We start from the raw sequence: 19,806 nt of genomic DNA, 5'->3' as shown, positions 1-19,806 counted from the left end.
CTTGGGATGACCCTTCGGCCCCTTGGCCTCTACTATCTGACGACCGTGAAAACCTGAAGGAACTCCCCATGCTCTATCTATGGATCAAGGCGCTGCATATCGTCAGCGTGGTCTGCTGGTTCGCCGGCCTGTTCTACCTGCCACGGCTGTTCGTCTATCACGCCCAAAGCCAGGACAGCATCAGCCTCGAGCGCTTCGTCACCATGGAGCGCAAGCTGTACCGGGGCATCATGAACCCGGCGATGATCGCCACCTATGTGTTCGGCGGCTGGATGCTGTACCTGAACCCCGGCTGGCTGAGCCAGGGCTGGCTGCACGCCAAGCTCACCCTGGTCGCGCTGCTCACCGTCTACCATCACATGTGCGGCGCCCAGCGCAAACGCTTCGCCGCCGGCACCAACACCCGCAGCCACGTTTACTACCGCTGGTTCAACGAAGCACCGGTACTGATGCTGCTGGGCGTCGTAATCCTCGTGGTGGTCAAACCGTTCTGACGATATCCACCCGCCTACAGGAGTTTCGCCATGTCCCTGCCCGCCTCGCTCGCAAAACACCTGCGCTTGCCTCTGGTCGCGGCGCCGATGTTCCTGATCTCCAACCCCCGGCTTGTGCTGGCCTGCTGCGCCAATGGCGTGGTGGGCAGCTTCCCGGCCCTGAACCAGCGTGACAGTGCAGGGTTCAAGGCCTGGCTGGAGGAGATCGAAGCAGGGCTGGCCGAACTGCAGGCACCCGCTGCCTATGCGGTCAATCTCATCGTGCATCCGAGCAACCCGCGTCTACAGGCCGACCTCGCACTGTGCGTCGAGCATCGGGTCCCCATCGTCATCACCAGCCTTGGCGCGGTGAAGGAGGTGGTCGACGCGGTGCACGGCTATGGCGGCCTGGTGTTCCATGACGTGACCACCCGCCGCCACGCCGAAAAGGCCGCAGAGGCAGGTGTCGACGGGCTGATTGCCGTGGCGGCCGGCGCCGGGGGCCATGCCGGCACCTGGAGCCCGTTCGCCCTGGTTGCGGAGATCCGCCAGTTCTTCGACAAGACCCTGCTGCTGGCGGGCTGCCTCAACCATGGCCACGAACTGCTGGCCGCACAATTGCTGGGGGCGGACCTGGGCTACATGGGCACACGCTTCATCGCCACCCGCGAGAGCCAGGCCCAGGACGCCTACAAACAGATGATCCTGGGCGCGGGTGCGGCCGATATCGTGCATACCCCGGCGGTGTCCGGCATCCCCGCCAGCTTCCTGCGCCAGAGCCTCGAACAGGCCGGTTACGACCTGGCCGCGCTCAAGAGCAACCACGAGGCCGGTAAGCTCAAGCCGCTGGACGAGGAAGCCAAGGCCTGGAAGACGGTATGGTCGGCCGGCCAGGGTGTCGGCGAAATCCATGACCTGCCCACTGCCGGTGACCTGATCGCGCGCTTGCAGGACGAATACCGAGCGGCCCTCGAACGCAGCCAGCAGCTGCGCAGCAACGCCTTGTAGCAAAACGGCCACGCTGTACACTAGGCGCCCCTTTCGCCCCAGGAGCCTTGCATGACCCGTTACGCCATGATCACTGGTGCTTCCAGCGGCCTGGGCCTGGCCCTGGCGGAGGCTCTGGCGCGGCGCGGGCGCAACCTGATCCTGGTGGCACGCCAGCGTGAAACGCTGGAGCCGGTGGCCATCGAACTCACCCAACGCTTTGGCGTGGAAGTGCTGTTCCGTGCCTGCGACCTCAGCCAACCCTTGCGCCTTTCGGGCTTCGTGCTCGAGCTGGAGGAAGGCGAGCGGCGTATCGACCTTCTGGTCAACTGCGCGGGGCAGCGCACCTATGGGCCATTCCTGGCGCATGAATGGGCCGATGAGCAGGACCTGCTCGAGGTCAACATCCTCGCGCTCAGTCGCCTGTGCCATGCCATCGGCAACCTGATGGCGATCCAGGGTGGCGGGCAGATCCTCAATGTCGCGGGACTTGCCGGCGTCGCCCCCGGGCCGTGGATGGCCGCCTACGCGGCCAGCAAGGCCTATGTGCTGAGTTTTTCCGAGGCATTGCGCGAAGAGCTGAAACGCACCGGGATCAAGGTGTCGGTGCTGTGCCCGGGACCGGTGCGCTCAGCCAGACGTCGCATTCCCCGGCTGGAAGGCAACACCCGCTGCCTAAGCCCCGAGGAAATCGCCTTGTATGCGGTGCGCGCCCTGGACAAGAACCGCGCCCTGATCCTGCCCGGCAGGCGCAACCGCTGGCTGGCCTTCGCCCCACGCCTGCTACCGCGCTGGTTGGCGCGCAAGCTGGCCGGCGTTATCCATCGGCGCTACTGCCCGGTCGGCATGGAATAGCCACTGGGCGAGCAGCGTCGGGCTCAGTACACTCAGCCCCGACACTCACCATGGAGCACGTGCTGTGGACGATCTATTCCTCAAAATCATCAACCGGGAAATCCCGGCGGATATCATCTACGAAGATGACCAGATCCTGGCCTTCAAGGACATTGCCCCAGCGGCACCTGTGCATTTTCTGGTCATTCCGAAAAAACACATCCGCACCCTCAACGACCTGACCGAAGAGGACAAGGCCCTGGCCGGCCATATCCTGTTCACCGCCCAGCGCCTGGCCGTCGAGCAGGGCTGCGAGGAAGGCTTCCGCGTGGTCATGAACTGCAACCCGAAAGGCGGCCAGACCGTCTACCACATCCACATGCACGTGCTTGGCCAGCGCCAGATGAACTGGCCACCTGGCTGATCCAAGGCAAGCCCGTCCAAGGGGATTGAGGTAGACTGTCGGGCATCACTTCAGCGGAGGTGCCCGATGGCTACCGAACGTCACTACTCGCCGCTCGACCGCTTGTTGCTGCAGGCCGATACCGCCATGCGCACCTTGCTGCCCTTCAGCGGCCAACCCGCCCGCCCCTCGCCGGCCATCGTCCAGCCGGACGCCGAGCTCGATGAGCAGCAGTCCCGCCATATCGCCGGTCTGATGCGCATCAACCACACCGGCGAAGTCTGTGCCCAGGCGCTGTACCAGGGCCAAGCCCTGACCGCCAAGCTGCCCCAGGTGCGCAAGGCCATGGAGCATGCGGCCGAAGAAGAAATCGACCACCTGGCCTGGTGCGAGCAGCGTATTCGCCAGCTCAACAGCCACCCCAGCGTGCTCAACCCGGTATTCTACGGCCTGTCGTTCGGCATCGGCGCCCTCGCCGGGCTGGTCAGCGACAAGGTCAGCCTGGGCTTCGTCGCCGCCACCGAGCATCAGGTGTGCAAGCACCTGGACGAGCACCTTGAGCAGATCCCCGAGAACGACGGCAAGTCCCGCGCCATCCTCGAACAGATGCGCGTCGACGAGGAACACCATGCCGAGTCCGCGCTGGAAGCCGGCGGCTACCGCTTCCCCGCGCCCGTGCGCTTTGGCATGAGCCTGCTGGCCAAGGTCATGACCAAGAGCACCTACCGAATCTGAGACGCGCACCATGGAACGTTTCGACGCCAGGGACCTGGCACGCGCCGTAAGCGCCGGGGTGCTGCACCCGGGGCAGGACCAGGCCTTGCTGGCCTTCCTGCGCCAGCAGCCGGAAAGCCGCGCCAGCTTCCAGCTGGCCCATGTGGCGTTCTACTTCGGCGCACTGTTGATCATGGGTGCCATGGGCTGGTTGCTCACCGAGGCCTGGATGCGTATAGGCGACGGTGCACTGCTGGCCATCGCCCTGCTCTACATCGCCGGAATCACCCTGTTCGCCTTGTCGCTGCAACGACGCAACCAGCCTGTCGCCGCCGGCGTGCTGGCCGCCGTGGCGGTCAGCATCGTGCCGCTGGCGGTGTTCGCTATCGAGCGCCTGGCAGGCTGGTGGCCGCTGGACGACGCCCAGGGCGACTACCACCAGTACTACACCTACGTGCAGGGTGGCTGGTTGGCGATGGAGGCAGCGACGGTACTGGCTGGACTGCTGATGCTGCGCCTGATTCCCTTCCCTTTCATCGTCATGCCGATCGCGGTGGCCCTGTGGTTCATGTCCATGGACCTGAGCGAGTGGTTCCATGGCGACCTGTTCAGCTGGGAGCAACGGCGCACGGTCTCGCTGTGGTTCGGCCTGGGCCTGCTGCTGGTATTTCTGGTGATCGACGGACGCACCCGCCGGGACTATGCCTTCTGGGGCTATCTCGCCGGCCTGGCGGCGTTCTGGGGGGGGCTGACGCTGATGGACAGCGGCAGCGAGTGGGGCAAGGCGCTGTACTGCCTGATCAACCTGGGACTGATGGGCCTGGCCGTCCTGCTGCGCCGCCCCGTGTTCATGGTGTTCGGAGCGATGGGGGTGGCGGCCTATCTGGGCTATCTGTCCTACGAGGTGTTCGCCGATTCCCTGCTGTTCCCGGTCATACTGACCTTGATCGGCCTCGGCGTGATCGGTCTCGGCGTGCTGTACCAGAAGCGACGTGAGGCATTGAGCGAGCAGCTTCGGGCACAGCTACCCGAACGCCTGTTGCAACTGCTGCCGGCATTGCGTCGCTGAACATGGGACGATCGCTCACCCGGCTGCTGCAGGGCCTTGGCCTGATCCCGGTCGCCTATCTGTTCGTTTGTCTGATGGTCGCCAGTGTCGGGCACAGTACTTTCAGCCTGGAACTGCCGACGCTTACCGACCCTGACAGCAACAGCACCGCTGAGCTGATGCTCGGCACACTGCCCGCGCAATTGCTGTTCCTGCTGCTCAGCGTGTTTTTAGCCAGCCGCCAACTGCTGATCGGCACGTTCGTGCTCGCTGGCACGTTAGCTGCGTGGCTGCAGTGCCAGGTGTTTGCCGAACACTTCGGCACCACCTGGAGCAGCAGCGAAATCCTCATCCTGCTCGGGGTGAATACGCCCTGGCTGGTGCTTGCGCTGATCCCGGGGCTCGCGTTGCTGCTAGGTGTCGAACGCCTGCACAAGCAAAGCGCCTGACCGGCAGGCGCTGCCTTCGATCAACCGAGTTCGACGATTTCGTAACCGTGGGTGATCTCCACACCGGCACGCTCGAGCATGATCGACGCCGAGCAGTACTTCTCGGCCGACAGTTCCACTGCGCGCTTGACCTGCGCCTCTTTCAGCCCTCGCCCTTTGACCACGAAGTTCATGTGGATCTTGGTGAACACCTTGGGGTCTTCACCGGCGCGCTCGGCTTCGAGGAAGGCTTCGCAGCTTTCCACGGCCTGGCGGGATTTCTTGAGGATGCTGACCACGTCGAAGCTGCTGCAGCCACCCAGGCCAAGCAGGAGCATTTCCATCGGGCGCACGCCCAGGTTGCGGCCTCCGGCTTCGGGCGGGCCGTCCATGACCACGACGTGGCCACTCCCCGACTCGCCAAGGAACATCGCTTCACCGGCCCACTGGATGCGTGCCTTCATCTATCCGGACTCCCGATCTCGTAAAAGGGTGTCAGCTTAGACCTTGCGAGGCTGTCGGAAAAGCTCAAGCCGCGTCGCTTTTGTGCCGATTCAAGTTGAAGTGTCTGATAAGCTGGCGCCAAATGACTGGCGCGTACTGCCAGGCAGCCTCTATAAAAAGCCAATGCGTCGCATCGAACAGGATTTCGTGATGGTCTCCTCAGCCCTGCCACCCAAGATCAAGAACATCGACAAGCTGCTGGCCCACTGCCAACGCCGCCGCTACGCCGCCAAGAGCAACATCATCTGCGCCGGTGACCGGGCCGAGACCTTGTCGTTCATCATCAAGGGTTCGGTGACCATCCTGATCGAGGACGACGACGGCCACGAGATGATCATCGCCTACCTCAACAGCGGTGACTTCTTCGGCGAGCTGGGGCTGTTCGAACCCGCCGGCCAGGAGCATCAGCGCAGCGCCTGGGTCCGCGCCAAGACCGAGTGCGAAGTGGCCGAGATCAGTTACGACAAGTTCCGGGAGCTGGCGCGCCTGGAGCCGGACATCCTCTATGCCCTGGGTAGCCAGATGGCCCAGCGCCTGCGCAACACCACGCGCAAGGTCGGCGACCTGGCGTTCTTCGACGTCACCGGCCGCGTCGCCCGCTGCCTGCTCGACCTGTGCAAGCAGCCTGATGCCATGACCCACCCCGATGGCATGCAGATCAAGATCACCCGCCAGGAGATCGGTCGTATCGTCGGTTGTTCACGGGAGATGGTCGGCCGCGTCCTCAAGGACCTCGAGGAACGCAGCCTGGTGCAGGTCAAGGGTAAGACCATGGTGGTCTACGGCACCCGCTAGGCTCTGTACGTAATGTATCTGCACTCGCCCATACTGCGTTGAAACGGGGCTCGGAATGCTCATGTACTCCAGTACATTCCGCTTCCTCCCCCCGTTTCGCCTTGTCTGGCCTTCGCGCAGACACATTTCGTACAGACCCTAGTCCGTAGGTAGCGCCGCGAGCACTTGCGCATAGGCCTGGTTCAGACGCTCGAACCACGGCGCGGCGGGCGCCACTTCGTGCAGGGCGATATGGCTGTCGGCGCGGCAGCGCTGCTCCAGTTCGCAGCATTCATTGAAGCGATTGACCGCCGCCACCATCGATTCGCGTTCGTTGTCCAGCAGCAACGCTCCATGTACCAGCACCACCGGGCGCTTGCCGCCCAGGCCCTGGCGCCAGCGCTGGGCCGTGCCGACCAGCTTGCGACCGTTGAGGTTAACGTTGTAACGGCCGTCGCAGAAAGCCCCGTCGATCTCGCCCACCGACGCCACTCCACCCCATTCGCGCAGCACTTCGCACAGCGGCAGGCACAGGCGTTCGTAGGCATTTTCGATACGGCCATGGTCGCCTTCGCTACGCGGAGCCACATAGACCAGCGCGACGTTGACCGTCGAGTGCGACTGCGGCACCGGCTCGCCACCGGTTTCGCGCAGCAGTACCGGCCAACCGGCGATGGCCAGTTCCGCGCAGGCGGCTTCGAAGTTATCCAGTCGGCTCATGCGCCGGGGCATGACCAAGGCGTGGTCGGTGGGGCGCCAGAACAGCACGCCGGAATCGCGTTCGCCGCGGCAGACGGCGGCCAGCAGGTCTTGTTCGGCGTGCAGGCCCTGCTCGACGGTCAGGGCTAGAGGTTGATCGCTCATCGAGCCACCTTGCGTGTTGGATTCACCGGCCTCATCGCCGGGCAAGCCCGCTCCCACGCCAATACGGGACAACGTGGGAGCGGGCTTGCCCCGCGATGAGGCCGGTACAGGTATGAAAAAGCCGGCAAAAACGCCGGCTTTCGGTTCGATCAGTCCAGTTGCTGAACGGTCTTCTTCACTTGCTCGGGGAAGAACAGCCGCTGCAGCTCCAACCCTGGCTGCTCCGCGCGCATGAACGCCTCGCCGACCAGGAAGGAATACACCTCGTTGATTTCCATCAGCTCGACATCGGCCCGGTTGAGGATGCCGCTTTCGGTAATCGCCAGACGGTCACGCGGGATGCGCGGCAGCAGGTCGAGGGTGGTCTCCAGGCTGACCTCGAAGGTGTGCAGGTTACGGTTGTTGACCCCGACCAGCGGTGTGTCGAGGGTCTTCAGCGCACGCTCCAGTTCATCGCCGTCATGCACTTCGACCAGCACGTCGAGGCCGACGTCCTTGGCCGTGGCCGCCAACTCGGCCATTTTCACGTCGTCCAGCGCCGACACGATCAACAGCACGCAGTCGGCACCCAGGGCGCGGGCCTCGACGATCTGATAAGGATCGACCATGAAGTCCTTGCGGATCACCGGCAGCGAAACGGCGGCACGCGCCTGCTGCAGGTAGATGTCAGCGCCCTGGAAGTAGTCCACGTCGGTCAGCACCGACAGACAGGTCGCGCCACCCTTCTCGTAGCTGACGGCAATTTCCGCCGGCACGAAGTTTTCGCGGATCACGCCCTTGCTCGGCGAAGCCTTCTTGATTTCGGCGATGACCGCCGGCTGCTTGCGCCTGGCCTGCTCGATCAGGGCATTGGCAAAGCCACGCGGGGCATCGGCCACCTTGGCCAGGCGCTCGAGCTCGCCCAGGCTGACCCGCGCGCTGCGCTCGGCCACTTCCTGGAACTTGCGGGCGATGATCCTTTCCAGCACCGTCGGTACACTCATGCTTCGTTCTCCACCTTGAATACCGCGGTAAAGGCGCCCAGTTCCTGGAGTTTTTCCCAGGCCAAGCCGGTGTGCAGGACATCGTGAGCCAGCTCGACACCCTGGGCCAGGGTCATCGCGTGATCAGCGGCATACAGCGCCGCGCCAGCGTTGAGCACGATCATCTCGGCGGCCTTCTGGCCGTTCTCGGTCTTGCGTCGGCCCAGGGCATCGCGGATCAGTTCCAGCGAGGCCTGCGGGCCCTCGACCGCCAGGCCATGGAGGCTCTGGCTCTTCATGCCGAGGTCTTCCGGCTCGACCCAATACTCGGTGATCTGGCCGTTCTTCAGTTCAGCGACAAAGGTTGGCGCAGCCAGGCTGAACTCGTCCAGGCCATCCTTGGAGTGCACCACCAGCACATGCTTGCTGCCCATCCGCTGCAGCACTTCGGCCAATGGGCGGCACAGGGCCTGGGTGAACACGCCGACCACCTGGTGCTTCACACCGGCCGGATTCGTAAGCGGGCCGAGCATGTTGAACAAGGTACGCAGCCCCAGCTCGCGACGCGGGCCGGCGGCGTGCTTCATCGCGGTATGGTGGGTCTGGGCGAACATGAAGCCGATGCCGAGGCTGTCTATGCAGCGGGCCACCTGCACCGGGGTCAGGTTCAGGTAGATGCCGGCGGCTTCCAGCAGGTCGGCGCTGCCGCTCTTGCCGGAAACGGCGCGGTTGCCGTGCTTGGCCACCGTGCAGCCCGCAGCCGCCAGCACGAAGGCCGAGGCGGTGGACACGTTGAAGATGTTGGCGCCGTCGCCGCCGGTGCCGACGATGTCGACCACGCCGTCGAGGGTCTTGAGCTCGACCTTGTCGGCCAGCTCACGCATCACCGACACCGCGCCGACGATCTCGTCGATGCTCTCGCTCTTCATGCGCATGCCCATGAGGAAGGCGCCGATCTGCGCCTCGGTGCACTGGCCGGTCATGATCTGGCGCATGACGTCGCGCATTTCCTCTGTGGACAGGTCCAGGTGGCCGACAATGCGGCTCAAAGCGGTCTTGATTTCCATGATCGGTCCTTAACGGCGTCCGCCGGTCTGCTTGAGGAAGTTGGCGAACAGCTCGTGTCCCTGCTCGGTGAGGATGGATTCCGGGTGGAACTGTACCCCCTCCACGTTCAGGGTTTTATGACGCAGGCCCATGATCTCGTCGACGGAGCCGTCTTCATGCGCGGTCCAGGCGGTCACTTCCAGGCAGTCGGGCAACGTGTCGCGCTTGACCACCAAGGAGTGGTAGCGGGTCACGGTGAGCGGGTTGTTCAGGCCCGAGAACACACCCAGGTCGCGGTGGAACACCGGGCTGGTCTTGCCGTGCATCACCTGGCGGGCACGCACCACGTCACCGCCATAGGCCTGGCCGATGGACTGGTGACCCAGGCACACGCCGAGGATCGGCAGCTTGCCGGCAAAATGCAGGATGGCCTCGATGGACACACCCGCTTCGCTCGGCGTGCAGGGGCCCGGGGAGACGACGATGCGTTCGGGGTTCAGGGCTTCGATCTGGGCGATGGTCATTTCGTCATTGCGAATGACCTTGACCTCGGCACCGAGCTCGCCGAGGTACTGCACGACGTTGTAGGTGAAGGAGTCGTAATTGTCGATCATCAGTAACATCTGGAACGAACCTCTTGAATACTGACTTTTGATTCGAGCCTTCCCTGCTGCCGTGGGCGCGGGAAAATTCCGCGGTGGGCGGCGGTTAAAGCGAAGGGAAGGCAAACAGGAGCGGGCCGGGCATGCCGGCAAGAGATAAAGTCAGGCGCGCCAACGCCAACGGGCGACGGCCTTGATAACGCGCATCAAGAGTTTGCTGACGATCAACACGGGGTAGGTCTCGTTCATACGTCAGGGCACAGTAGCCTACCGGGGCGACGGGCGCAATACGCCCGTAAACACTGGGAAACCAATGCGATGGTGGGCGAAGACCGGCGATTTGCTAAGGTCATGCGGCTTGCTTCGATAAAAACAACGAAAAGGATATTCATGCATGCGCAAGACTCCCTTCCTGTACTCCGCCCTCGGCATCCTCGCCCTGGCTTGCAGCCAGGCGATGGCCGGCCCCTCCCCTTATTCATCGCTCATCGTCTTTGGCGACAGCCTCAGTGATGCCGGGCAGTTTCCCGACCTGACCGGCGGCACGCCAGGCATGCGTTTCACCAACCGCGATGCCGATGGCAACTACGCGCCCGTCTCGCCGATGATCCTGGGGGGCAGGTTGGGCTTTTCGGGAACTGCCCTGGGACCATCGACATCACTCACCAACCAGTTGCAAGGCACGCCCGACGGCAACAACTGGGCCGTGGGCGGCTACACCACCCAGCAGATCCTCGACTCGATCACCGACACCTCGAAAGCCGTCATCCCGCCCGGGCGCCCTGGCGCGGGGGTGGTCCTGCGCGAGCGTGACGGTTACCTGGCCAACGGCCTGCGCGCCGACCCCAATGCCCTGTACTACCTGACCGGTGGCGGCAACGACTTCCTCCAAGGCCTGGTCAACAGCCCCGCGACCGCAGCCGCAGCAGGTGCCCGCCTGGCGGCCAGCGCCCAGGCGCTGCAACAGGGCGGCGCGCGTTACATCATGGTCTGGCTGCTGCCAGACCTGGGACAGACACCGAACTTCAGCGGCACCCCCCAGCAAGGACCGCTGTCGCAGCTGTCCGGCGTGTTCAACCAGTCATTGGTCAGCCAGCTGGGGCAGATCAACGCCGAGATCATTCCGCTCAACATCCCAACCCTGCTGCAAGAGGCCCTCACCAGCCCCGCCCAGTTCGGCCTGGCCGCCGACCAGAACCTGGTCGGCACCTGCTACAGCGGCGACGGCTGCGTGGGCAACCCGGTCTACGGGCTGAACGGTACTACCCCGGACCCGACCCGGCTGCTGTTCAACGACTCGGTACACCCGACCATCGCCGGCCAGCAGCTGATCGCCGACTATGCCTATTCGATCCTGGCCGCGCCGTGGGAACTGACCCTGCTCCCGGAAATCGCCCACGCCAGTATCCGCGCCCACCAGGATGAACTGCGCAACCAGTGGCAAACACCCTGGCAGGCCGTCGGTCAATGGCAGGCCTTCGTCGCCACCGGCGGCCAGGACCTGGACTTCGGCAGCCAGCGCAGCGCCGCCAGTGGTGACGGGCGCGGTTACAACCTGACCCTCGGCGGCAGCTACCGGCTCGACGACGCCTGGCGCGTGGGGCTGGCGGCCGGCGTGTACCGGCAAAAACTCGAGGCGGGCCAGGATGACTCGGACTACAAGCTCGACAGCTACCTGGCCAGCGCCTTCGCCCAGTACCGCCAGGATCGCTGGTGGGCCGATGCGGCATTGACCGCCGGTCACCTGGATTACCGCGACCTCAAGCGCACCTTCGCCCTGGGTGTGAACGACCGCAGCGAGAAAGGCGACACCGATGGCGAGGCCTGGGCCGTCACCGGCCGGGTGGGCTACAACCTGGCGCCCGAGAGCAGCCACTGGCAACTGGCGCCGTTCATCAGTGCCGACTACGCGCGGGTCAAGGTCGATGGCTACGACGAGAAGAGCGGCCGCTCCACAGCGCTCGGTTTCGACGACCAGGAACGTACGTCACGCCGGCTCGGAGCCGGCCTGCTGGGTAGCGTGCAAGTGCTGCCGACGACAAAGCTGTTCGCCGAGGTGGCCCGCGAGCATGAGTTCGAGGATGACCAGCAGGACCTGCGCATGCATCTGACCAGCCTGCCGGCAAACGACTTCACCCTCACCGGCTATACACCACACAGCAACCTGACGCGGGCCAGCCTGGGGGTGAGCCATGAACTGGTGCCGGGATTGAACCTGCGGGGGAACTACAACTGGCGCAAGAGTGATGAGTTGCGCCAGCAGGGAGTGAGCGTGGCATTGAGCCTGGACTTCTGATTTGTCGGGGCCGCGTTGCGGCCCCGATCAATCTACTTGGAGCAGCTCTGCTCGGCCAGCGCCACCGCACGGAACATCGCCCGGCGCTTGTTGATGGTCTCTTCCCACTCCAGCGCCGGCACCGAGTCGGCGACAATGCCGCCACCGGCCTGCACATGCAGTTCGCCGTCCTTGATCACCGCAGTGCGGATGGCGATGGCGGTATCCATGTTGCCATTCCAGGCAAAATAGCCCACCGCGCCACCGTAGACACCGCGCTTGACCGGTTCGAGCTCATCGATGATTTCCATCGCGCGGATCTTCGGCGCACCCGACAGGGTGCCGGCCGGCAGGATCGCCCGCAGTGCGTCCATGGCGGTCAGGCCTTCCCGCAGCTGACCAGTGACGTTGGACACGATATGCATGACGTTCGAGTAACGCTCGATCACCATCTTCTCGGTCAGGCGCACACTGCCGGTGGACGATACACGGCCCACGTCGTTGCGCCCGAGGTCGATCAGCATCAGGTGCTCGGCGATTTCCTTGTCGTCCGACAGCAGGTCGTCTTCCAGGGCCCGGTCGGCTTCTTCGGTGGCGCCACGCGGGCGGGTACCGGCGATCGGGCGCACGGTCACCAGGTTGTCTTCGACCCGCACCAGCACTTCCGGCGAGCTGCCGACCACATGGAAGTCGCCGAAATTGAAGAAGTACATGTACGGCGTCGGGTTGAAGCAACGCAGCGCCCGGTAAAGGTCGATGGGCGCGGCCTTGAAGTCGATGGACATGCGCTGGGACGGCACCACCTGCATGCAGTCGCCGGCCAGGATGTATTCCTTGATCCGGCCCACCGCACTTTCGTAGTCGTCACGGGTGTAGCTGGAGCGGAACTCGGGCTCGGCCGCCTGCGGCCCGCTCAAGTCCAGGCCGCGCCGCGGGGTGATCGGCTGGCGGAGGGTGTCCAGCAAACCTTGCAGGCGGGCCTGGCCCTGCTCGAACGCTTGTTCTTCGGCCGGATCGACCAGCACGATCGCGTGCATCTTGCCGGCCAGGTTGTCGAACACCACCACCGCGTCGGAGACCATCAGCAGGATATCCGGCACGCCAAGCGGATCGGGGTTCGGGCTGGCACCCAGGCGTTTTTCCACATAGCGCACGCAGTCGTAGCCGAAGTAACCGACCAGGCCACCATTGAAGCGCGGCAAGCCTGGGATGTCAGCGACCTTGTAACGGTCCTTGAACGCCTCGACGAAAGCCAGCGGGTCTTCGACGTCGTGGCTTTCGACCTCGACGCCATCCTGCAGGATGCTCACATGGTAGCCATGCACACGCATGACGGTGCGCGACGGCAAGCCGATCATCGAGTAGCGGCCCCACTTCTCGCCACCTTGCACGGACTCGAGCAGGTAGGAGTTGGGCTGGTCAGCCAGTTTCAGGTAGATCGACAGCGGCGTGTCGAAGTCAGCCAGGGTTTCGCAGGCCAGGGGGATGCGGTTGTAGCCGGCAGCGGCCAGGCGCAGGAATTCTTCGCGGGTCATGTGTAGCCTCGGGGCAAGCAGCAATGGGGTCGGGCAAACGGATGTACCGGCAGGCGCCGGCGGGCGGGAGTCAGGCGCGCCAGCGCCAGCGGGCCAGGGCCTTGATGACTTTCATCCAGAATTTGCCAGTAACCACCACGTCGTTGTCTCTGCTTTGCGGGGCTTGAAGGTCCGCCAACGTTATCCCAGTGTCGGTGACTAAGCAACCGGGCAGCAGCAGGCGCAGGTCGCTGAGCACCAGGCTGGGCGACTCCTCGTCGATGGGGCGGCCATGGTTGTAGCCATAGCTCAGGCCGACGCACTGCACCCCCGCGGCCTTGGCGGCCAGCACGTCGCTGCGTGAATCGCCGACGAACAGCGCCTGCTCGGCGCTGACGCCGGCCATTTTCATGACAAACAGCAGCGCCGCAGGGTCGGGCTTCTTCTGTGGCAGGGTGTCGCCGCCGATGATCCAGCGGAAGTAGCGCCCGATCTTCATCTGGTCGAGCAAAGGGGCAACGAAGCGCTCGGGCTTGTTGGTGATCAGCGCCATTTCCACACCCTGCTTGCGCAACCAGCGCAGGGTGTCGCGCACACCGGGGTAGACCACGGTGAGTTCATGATTGTCGGCATAGGCCTCCATGAACAGCGCCAGCGCGCGCTCGGCCAGTTCGTCGTCCACTGCGGCGTGGTCGATACCACCGGCCAGCGCCCGGCGCACCAGCACCTGGGCACCGTTACCGACCCAGTGGCGCACGGCCTCAAGGCCTGCAGGCGGTCGCCCGAGTTCGAGCAGCGTTTGGTCGACGGCTGCGGCCAGGTCGGGTACCGAATCGATCAGGGTGCCATCCAGATCGAACATCACCAGCCTGGGCAGTGTCCCCGGGAACAGCTGCTCGAAGCCGCTCATGCGCGTGCCAGCGCCATTTCAGCACGCATCTTGTCGATGACTTCCTTGTAGTCCGGGGCATTGAAGATCGCCGAGCCGGCGACGAAGGTGTCAGCACCGGCGGCGGTGATCTCGCGGATGTTGTTGACGTTCACGCCACCGTCGATCTCCAGGCGGATGTCACGACCGCTGGCGTCGATCAGGGCACGGGCTTCGCGCAGCTTGTCGAGGGTGCCGGGGATGAACTTCTGGCCGCCGAAACCCGGGTTGACGCTCATCAGCAGGACCATGTCGATCTTGTCCATCACGTACTTCAACGCATCCAGGCTGGTGGCCGGATTGAACACCAGGCCAGCCTTGCAGCCGCCGTCCTTGATCAGTTGCAGCGAGCGGTCGATGTGCTGCGAGGCTTCCGGGTGGAAGGTGATGTAGGTGGCGCCGGCCTCGATGAAGTCACCGATGATGCGGTCGACCGGGCTAACCATCAGGTGCACGTCGATGGGTGCGGTCACGCCGTACTTGCGCAGGGCGCTGCAGACCATCGGACCGATGGTCAGGTTGGGCACGTAGTGGTTGTCCATGACATCGAAGTGGACGATGTCGGCCCCGGCGGCCAGGACCTTGTCGACGTCCTCGCCCAGGCGGGCGAAGTCGGCGGACAGAATGGAGGGGGCAATAGCGTAGGGCTGCATGGCGCACCTGTTGGGCAGAATCACGGTGGCGCGCATTGTAACTCAGGGAAGCGAATCGGGGCTGATTGGTATCAACGCCGGCGCAGCAGATGGTCGAACGGATGGCGCGGGAGCGGGTTTGCCCCGCGATTGCGATCGCGAATTCGGTATGCCATCGCGGGGCAAGCCCGCTCCTACGTCACCCGCGCCGAAGATTCAACCTGGCTGCTGGGTCCTCAGTTTTTCACTGCGCCCACGCAGCCACTCCAGGGTCAGCAGCAGGATCACCGAGAAGGCGATCAACAAGGTGGCCGCCGCCGCGATGGTCGGGCTCAGGTTCTCGCGGATGCCGCTGAACATCTGCCGTGGCAGGGTCGCCTGCTCGGGCCCGGCAAGGAACAGGGTCACCACCACCTCATCGAACGACGTGGCGAAGGCGAACAGCGCACCGGAGATCACCCCAGGGGCGATCAACGGCAAGGTCACCCGACGGAAGGCCAGTAGAGGCGAGGCCCCAAGGCTCGCCGCCGCGCGCACCAGGTTGTAGTTGAACCCCTGCAGCGTGGCCGACACGGTAATGATCACGAACGGCACACCCAGCACCGCATGCACCAGGATCAGCGAGGTGAAGCTGTTACCCATGCCCAACGGCGCGAAGAACAGGTAGCTGGCCACACCGATGATCACCACCGGCACCACCATCGGCGAGATCACCAGCGCCATCACCAGCGACTTGCCGGGGAAGTCGCCACGGGTCAGGCCGATGGCCGCCAGGGTGCCGAACACCATGGCCAGCAGCGTGGCTGCCGGGGCCACGATGATGCTGTTCTTCAGGGCGCGCATCCATTCGGCGGAGGCGAAGAAGTCCTGGTACCAGTGCAACGAAAAGCCTTGCAGGGGATAGACCAGGAAGCTTCCGCTGTTGAACGACAGCGGGATGATCACCAGCACCGGCAACACCAGGAACAGCAGGATCAGGCCGCACAGGATGCGCAGGCTGTAGAACCACACCCGCTCCACGGGCGACATGTAAGGGCTCAGCATGACAAGGCTCCTCAGCTCAGGCGCAGGCGGCTGGCGCCGACCAGCCAGCTATAGATCAGGTACAGCAGCACGGTGGCCAGCAGCAACAACCCGCCCAGGGCGGTGGCCATGCCCCAGTTGATGCTGGTGTTGGTGTAGAAGGCGACGAAGTAGCTGACCATCTGGTCGTTCGGGCTGCCCAGCAGCGCCGGGGTGATGTAGTAGCCGATGGCCAGGATGAACACCAGCAGGCAGCCGGCGCCGACACCGGCGTAGGTCTGCGGGAAGTACACCCGCCAGAAACTGGCGAACGGATGGCAGCCGAGGGAGATCGCCGCCCGCATGTAGCTGGGCGAGATGCCTTTCATCACGCTGTACAGCGGCAGGATCATGAACGGCAGCAGGATGTGCACCATGGAGATGTACACGCCGGTACGGTTGAACACCAGTTCCAGCGGCTGGTCGATGATGCCCACGGCCATCAGCGCACTGTTGATCAGCCCGCCTGACTGCAACAGCACGATCCATGCAGCCACCCGCACCAGGATGGAGGTCCAGAACGGCAGCAGCACCAGGATCATCAGCAGGTTGCTCTGCCGGGTCGGCAGGTTGGCCAGCAGGTAAGCCAGGGGATACGCCAGCACCAGGCAGATCACGGTGATCACCACCCCCATCCACAGGGTGCGAGCGAAGATGTCCAGGTAGATGGCCTGATCGGGGGTGGCCTTGGCCAATTCGCCCAGGTCGTCGATACGGTGGTCCAGCGCGGCCAGCAGGTAGAACGGCGTGACACTGCTGGTGTTGCGACGGATCGCCTGCCAGTAGGCAGGATCGCCCCAGCGCTCGTCGAGCGTCTGCAAGGCTTCTTTATAGGAGGCAGGCTCGGCCTTGAACGGCAGCGCCCGCGCGGTCTTGGCCAGCAGGCTGCGGTAGCCGGCCAGCTCCATGTTAAGGCGCTTGGAAAGGTCACCCAGGGTCTGGTTCTTGCGAGACTCGGCCAGGTCCTGACTCAGGGCCTTGTAGACCTCCTCGCCCGGCAGGCTCTTGCCATCCCACTGCGCGACTGCCTCGACGGTGCGCGGAAGGCCGGCGACAACCTCGGGGTTGCCGACGCTCTTGTACAACAGTGCCGCGATCGGCACCAGGAACACCAGCAGGAGGAACAGCGCCAGCGGCGCGATCAACGCCTGGGCCTTCCAGCGGTTGACCCGCTCGGCATGCTTGAGGCGCTGCTTGAGGCTTTTACCCGCGCCTTCGTTGAGGGGCACTGCAATGGCCATGGCGAACTCCGCGATACAGGCTGAAATTGGGGCTGCTGCGCAGCCCATCGCCGGCAAGCCGGCTCCCACAAGTACTGCACAGGTTTTATGGGAGCCGGCTTACCGGCGATGAAGGCTCCAGATGGTTTACTTCTTCGCCGCCCAGGCGTTGAAGCGTTGCTCCAGCTGTTCGCTGTTGTCGGCCCAGAAGGCCACGTCGATCTGCACCTGGTTGGCGATGTTCTCAGGGGTGGTCGGCATGTCCTTCTTCACCGCGTCGGCCAGCAGCGGGACGGCCTTGGAGTTGGCCGGGCCGTAGGCAATGTTCTCGGAGTAAGTCTTCTGCTGCTCGGGCTGGACGGTGTAGGCAATGAATTTCTTCGCCTCCTCCGCATCCTTGGCGCCTTTCGGGATGGCCCAGGCATCGAAGTCGTAGATGCCGCCGTTCCACACCACCTTGAGGTTGCTTTCCTTCTGCACCGCGGCGATACGACCGTTGTATGCCGAGCTCATGACCACGTCACCCGAGGCCAGGTACTGCGGCGGCTGGGCACCGGCTTCCCACCACTGGATGCTCGGCTTGAGTTCGTCGAGCTTCTTGAAGGCGCGGTCCTGGCCTTCCTTGGTGGCCAGCACCTTGTACACCTCTTTGGGTGCGACGCCGTCAGCCATCAGGGCGAATTCGAGGGTGTACTTGGCGCCCTTGCGCAGGCCGCGCTTGCCCGGGAATTTCTTGGTGTCCCAGAAATCGGCCCAACTGGCAGGCGCGCTCTTGAGTTTGTCGGCGTTGTAGGCCAGCACCGTGGACCAGACGAAGAAGCCCACGCCGCACGGCTGAATGGCCCCGGGCACGAAGTCGCCTTCATTACCGAACAGTGCGGGGTCAAGCTCTTCGAACATGCCTTCATCGCAACCCCGGGCCAACTCCGGCGACTCCACCTCGACCAGGTTCCAGCTGACGCTCTTGGTGTCGACCATGGCTTTGACCTTGGCCATCTCGCCGTTGTACTCCCCGGCGACAATCTTGCCCTTGCCCGCCTTTTCCCAAGGCTCGTAGAACGCCTTGGTCTGGGCCGCCTTGTTGGCGCCGCCGAAGGAAATCACGGTCAGGTCGGCCGCCATGGCCTGGCCGGCGGCGAACAGGCCAAGGGCCAGGGCGGTCAGTTTCAACTGCTTGCGCATTATTATTCTCTCCACAGTTCAGGGTTGGTGAAGCAAACCATCAATGGGCCTCGGCAATCGGATCGAGCGCGCGGGCGTGCTCCACCTCCCAGCCCAGCGGTACCACGTCGCCCACAGCCAGGGCCGGGTCGAGCTCGGCGATCGGCTGCTTGACGAAGAAATCGGCCTTGCCACAGACCTCCAGGCGTACCCGCACGTGGTCACCTAGGTAGATGAACTCGGCGACACGACCGGAGAAGCGGTTGACGCAGTTCTCGCTGTGGCCGTTCAAGCGTACCCGCTCGGGGCGGATCGACAGGGTCACCGGGTCACCGGCCTGGCCGACATTCACCGCCAGCGCATCGACCCGCTCGCCACGGGCCAGTTGCACCTGGCAACGATTACCGTCACTGGCCAGCAGGGTGCCGTTGATGCGGTTGTTCTCACCGATGAAGTTGGCGACGAAGGTGTTGCAAGGCTCTTCGTAAAGGGTGCGCGGGTCGGCGATCTGCTGGATCTCGCCCTGATGGAACACCGCCACCCGGTCGGACATGGTCAGCGCTTCGCCCTGGTCGTGGGTCACGTAGACCACGGTCACGCCCAGGCGCTGGTGGATGTGCTTGATCTCCATCTGCATGTGTTCACGCAGCTGTTTGTCGAGGGCGCCAAGCGGCTCGTCCATCAGCACCAGTTGCGGCTCGAACACCAGGGCGCGTGCCAGCGCCACGCGCTGCTGCTGGCCACCGGAAAGCTGGCCGGGATAGCGTTTGGCGAAGGCATCAAGCTGAACCATGCCGAGCACGCGCTTGACCCGCTCGCTGACGTCTGTCTTGCTGAGGTTGCGCACGGTCAGCGGGAAGGCCAGGTTCTCGGCCACGGTCATGTGCGGGAACAGTGCGTAGTTCTGGAACACCATGCCGATATCGCGCTTGTGCGGCGGCACATTGTTGATCGAGCGCCCGGCCAGCTGGATCTCACCGGCGGTGGGGGTCTCGAAACCTGCCAGCATCATCAGGCTGGTTGTCTTGCCCGAACCGGAAGGGCCGAGCAGGGTCAGGAACTCGCCCTTGCGGATGTCCAGGTTGAGGTCCTTGACGATCAGCGATTCGCCGTCGTAGCTCTTCTGCACACCTCGGAAGCTGACCAGCGTCTCGTTCGAATTCGCCTCGCTCATGCCCTGCACCTTCTTGTTGGAATGACTGCGTAGGCAAAAGCGTAGAAGACGCGTAAAGCCCCGGAAATCGGGGGCGCTGAGAGAATGCCATCATCCGGATGGAAGACTTGTTGTAGGGATCGCCCTACAAGGATGGCGTTTTCAGGTAACTCGAGCTTTGCAGAAGCGGCTTTAGCCGCTCCTGCGGTGAGATCGCGTAA

General features: G+C 64.1%; 21 protein-coding genes. 9 read left to right on the top strand and 12 right to left on the bottom strand.

Annotated elements, in window-relative coordinates; translation table 11 throughout:
• Window positions 1-68: 68 nt before the first annotated feature.
• The 7 genes from hemJ to LU688_RS02055 all read left to right on the top strand — a co-directional run bounded on the left by hemJ (window position 69) and on the right by LU688_RS02055 (window position 4,908).
• Window positions 69-494, top strand: coding sequence for a protoporphyrinogen oxidase HemJ (hemJ, locus tag LU688_RS02085; protein WP_023629310.1), 426 nt, complete (start codon window positions 69-71; stop codon window positions 492-494).
• Window positions 495-524: 30 nt separating this feature from the next.
• The gene (locus LU688_RS02080) at window positions 525-1,481 is read left to right on the top strand and encodes an NAD(P)H-dependent flavin oxidoreductase (protein ID WP_094011452.1); all 957 of its coding nucleotides are present in this window, start codon (window positions 525-527) and stop codon (window positions 1,479-1,481) included.
• 51 nt (window positions 1,482-1,532) lie between these two features.
• Window positions 1,533-2,315, top strand: coding sequence for an SDR family NAD(P)-dependent oxidoreductase (locus LU688_RS02075; RefSeq protein ID WP_023629308.1), 783 nt, complete (start codon window positions 1,533-1,535; stop codon window positions 2,313-2,315).
• Window positions 2,316-2,379: 64 nt separating this feature from the next.
• Window positions 2,380-2,718 (top strand): histidine triad nucleotide-binding protein, encoded by a 339-nt coding sequence (locus LU688_RS02070; RefSeq protein ID WP_003255518.1) that lies wholly within the window; start codon window positions 2,380-2,382, stop codon window positions 2,716-2,718.
• A 66-nt stretch (window positions 2,719-2,784) separates the two neighbouring features.
• The gene (coq7, locus tag LU688_RS02065) at window positions 2,785-3,432 is read left to right on the top strand and encodes a 2-polyprenyl-3-methyl-6-methoxy-1,4-benzoquinone monooxygenase (protein WP_023629307.1); all 648 of its coding nucleotides are present in this window, start codon (window positions 2,785-2,787) and stop codon (window positions 3,430-3,432) included.
• A gap of 10 nt (window positions 3,433-3,442) precedes the next feature.
• Window positions 3,443-4,480: a DUF2157 domain-containing protein gene (locus LU688_RS02060; RefSeq protein WP_094011453.1), complete on the top strand. Its 1,038-nt coding sequence runs from the start codon at window positions 3,443-3,445 to the stop codon at window positions 4,478-4,480.
• A 2-nt stretch (window positions 4,481-4,482) separates the two neighbouring features.
• Entirely contained in the window at window positions 4,483-4,908 is a 426-nt protein-coding gene (locus LU688_RS02055; RefSeq protein ID WP_094011454.1) for a hypothetical protein, read from the top strand.
• A gap of 20 nt (window positions 4,909-4,928) precedes the next feature.
• Here the strand turns inward: LU688_RS02055 and LU688_RS02050 are convergent, their stop codons facing one another.
• Window positions 4,929-5,351 carry an OsmC family protein gene (locus LU688_RS02050; protein ID WP_023532673.1) on the bottom strand — a complete coding sequence of 141 codons (423 nt, stop codon included), beginning with the start codon at window positions 5,349-5,351 and terminating at the stop codon, window positions 4,929-4,931.
• Between the two features lie 190 nt (window positions 5,352-5,541).
• Here LU688_RS02050 and crp point away from each other — a divergent pair, with 190 nt between their 5' ends.
• Entirely contained in the window at window positions 5,542-6,186 is a 645-nt protein-coding gene (gene crp / locus LU688_RS02045; protein ID WP_094011629.1) for a cAMP-activated global transcriptional regulator CRP, read from the top strand.
• A 138-nt stretch (window positions 6,187-6,324) separates the two neighbouring features.
• Here the strand turns inward: crp and LU688_RS02040 are convergent, their stop codons facing one another.
• From LU688_RS02040 to LU688_RS02025, 4 genes are all read right to left on the bottom strand, one after another.
• Window positions 6,325-7,029 (bottom strand): lipoate--protein ligase family protein, encoded by a 705-nt coding sequence (locus LU688_RS02040; protein ID WP_094011455.1) that lies wholly within the window; start codon window positions 7,027-7,029, stop codon window positions 6,325-6,327.
• Window positions 7,030-7,178: 149 nt separating this feature from the next.
• On the bottom strand, window positions 7,179-8,012 hold the full coding sequence (gene trpC / locus LU688_RS02035) for an indole-3-glycerol phosphate synthase TrpC (RefSeq protein WP_023629302.1): 834 nt from the start codon (window positions 8,010-8,012) through the stop codon (window positions 7,179-7,181).
• On the bottom strand, window positions 8,009-9,058 hold the full coding sequence (trpD, locus tag LU688_RS02030) for an anthranilate phosphoribosyltransferase (RefSeq protein WP_094011456.1): 1,050 nt from the start codon (window positions 9,056-9,058) through the stop codon (window positions 8,009-8,011). Before trpD ends, trpC begins: the two co-directional genes overlap by 4 nt.
• Window positions 9,059-9,067: 9 nt before the next feature.
• Entirely contained in the window at window positions 9,068-9,661 is a 594-nt protein-coding gene (locus LU688_RS02025; protein WP_023629300.1) for an aminodeoxychorismate/anthranilate synthase component II, read from the bottom strand.
• Window positions 9,662-10,034: 373 nt separating this feature from the next.
• On the opposite strand from LU688_RS02025, the gene estP reads away from it, so the two are divergent.
• Window positions 10,035-11,936 (top strand): esterase EstP, encoded by a 1,902-nt coding sequence (gene estP / locus LU688_RS02020; RefSeq protein ID WP_094011457.1) that lies wholly within the window; start codon window positions 10,035-10,037, stop codon window positions 11,934-11,936.
• Window positions 11,937-11,968: 32 nt separating this feature from the next.
• Here the strand turns inward: estP and trpE are convergent, their stop codons facing one another.
• The 7 genes from trpE to LU688_RS01985 all read right to left on the bottom strand — a co-directional run bounded on the left by trpE (window position 11,969) and on the right by LU688_RS01985 (window position 19,606).
• The gene (trpE, locus tag LU688_RS02015; protein ID WP_094011458.1) at window positions 11,969-13,450 is read right to left on the bottom strand and encodes an anthranilate synthase component I; all 1,482 of its coding nucleotides are present in this window, start codon (window positions 13,448-13,450) and stop codon (window positions 11,969-11,971) included.
• 70 nt (window positions 13,451-13,520) lie between these two features.
• Window positions 13,521-14,339, bottom strand: coding sequence for a phosphoglycolate phosphatase (locus LU688_RS02010; protein ID WP_094011459.1), 819 nt, complete (start codon window positions 14,337-14,339; stop codon window positions 13,521-13,523).
• The gene (gene rpe / locus LU688_RS02005) at window positions 14,336-15,010 is read right to left on the bottom strand and encodes a ribulose-phosphate 3-epimerase (protein ID WP_031315131.1); all 675 of its coding nucleotides are present in this window, start codon (window positions 15,008-15,010) and stop codon (window positions 14,336-14,338) included. The genes LU688_RS02010 and rpe overlap by 4 nt, the downstream gene beginning before the upstream one ends.
• Before the next feature lie 195 nt (window positions 15,011-15,205).
• Window positions 15,206-16,033 carry an ABC transporter permease gene (locus tag LU688_RS02000; protein WP_023630658.1) on the bottom strand — a complete coding sequence of 276 codons (828 nt, stop codon included), beginning with the start codon at window positions 16,031-16,033 and terminating at the stop codon, window positions 15,206-15,208.
• An 11-nt stretch (window positions 16,034-16,044) separates the two neighbouring features.
• Complete coding sequence (locus LU688_RS01995; protein ID WP_094011460.1) at window positions 16,045-17,292, bottom strand: ABC transporter permease; 1,248 nt, start codon at window positions 17,290-17,292, stop codon at window positions 16,045-16,047.
• Window positions 17,293-17,418: 126 nt separating this feature from the next.
• Entirely contained in the window at window positions 17,419-18,453 is a 1,035-nt protein-coding gene (locus LU688_RS01990) for an ABC transporter substrate-binding protein (RefSeq protein WP_023630660.1), read from the bottom strand.
• A gap of 40 nt (window positions 18,454-18,493) precedes the next feature.
• Window positions 18,494-19,606: an ABC transporter ATP-binding protein gene (locus tag LU688_RS01985; RefSeq protein WP_046857370.1), complete on the bottom strand. Its 1,113-nt coding sequence runs from the start codon at window positions 19,604-19,606 to the stop codon at window positions 18,494-18,496.
• Window positions 19,607-19,806 lie beyond the last annotated feature (200 nt).

The organism is Pseudomonas soli (genome assembly GCF_021283165.2).
GTDB lineage: Bacteria > Pseudomonadota > Gammaproteobacteria > Pseudomonadales > Pseudomonadaceae > Aquipseudomonas > Aquipseudomonas soli.
The sequence above is the reverse complement of the archived record's forward strand: the minus strand, read 5'-3'. Positions and strand labels throughout refer to the sequence as shown.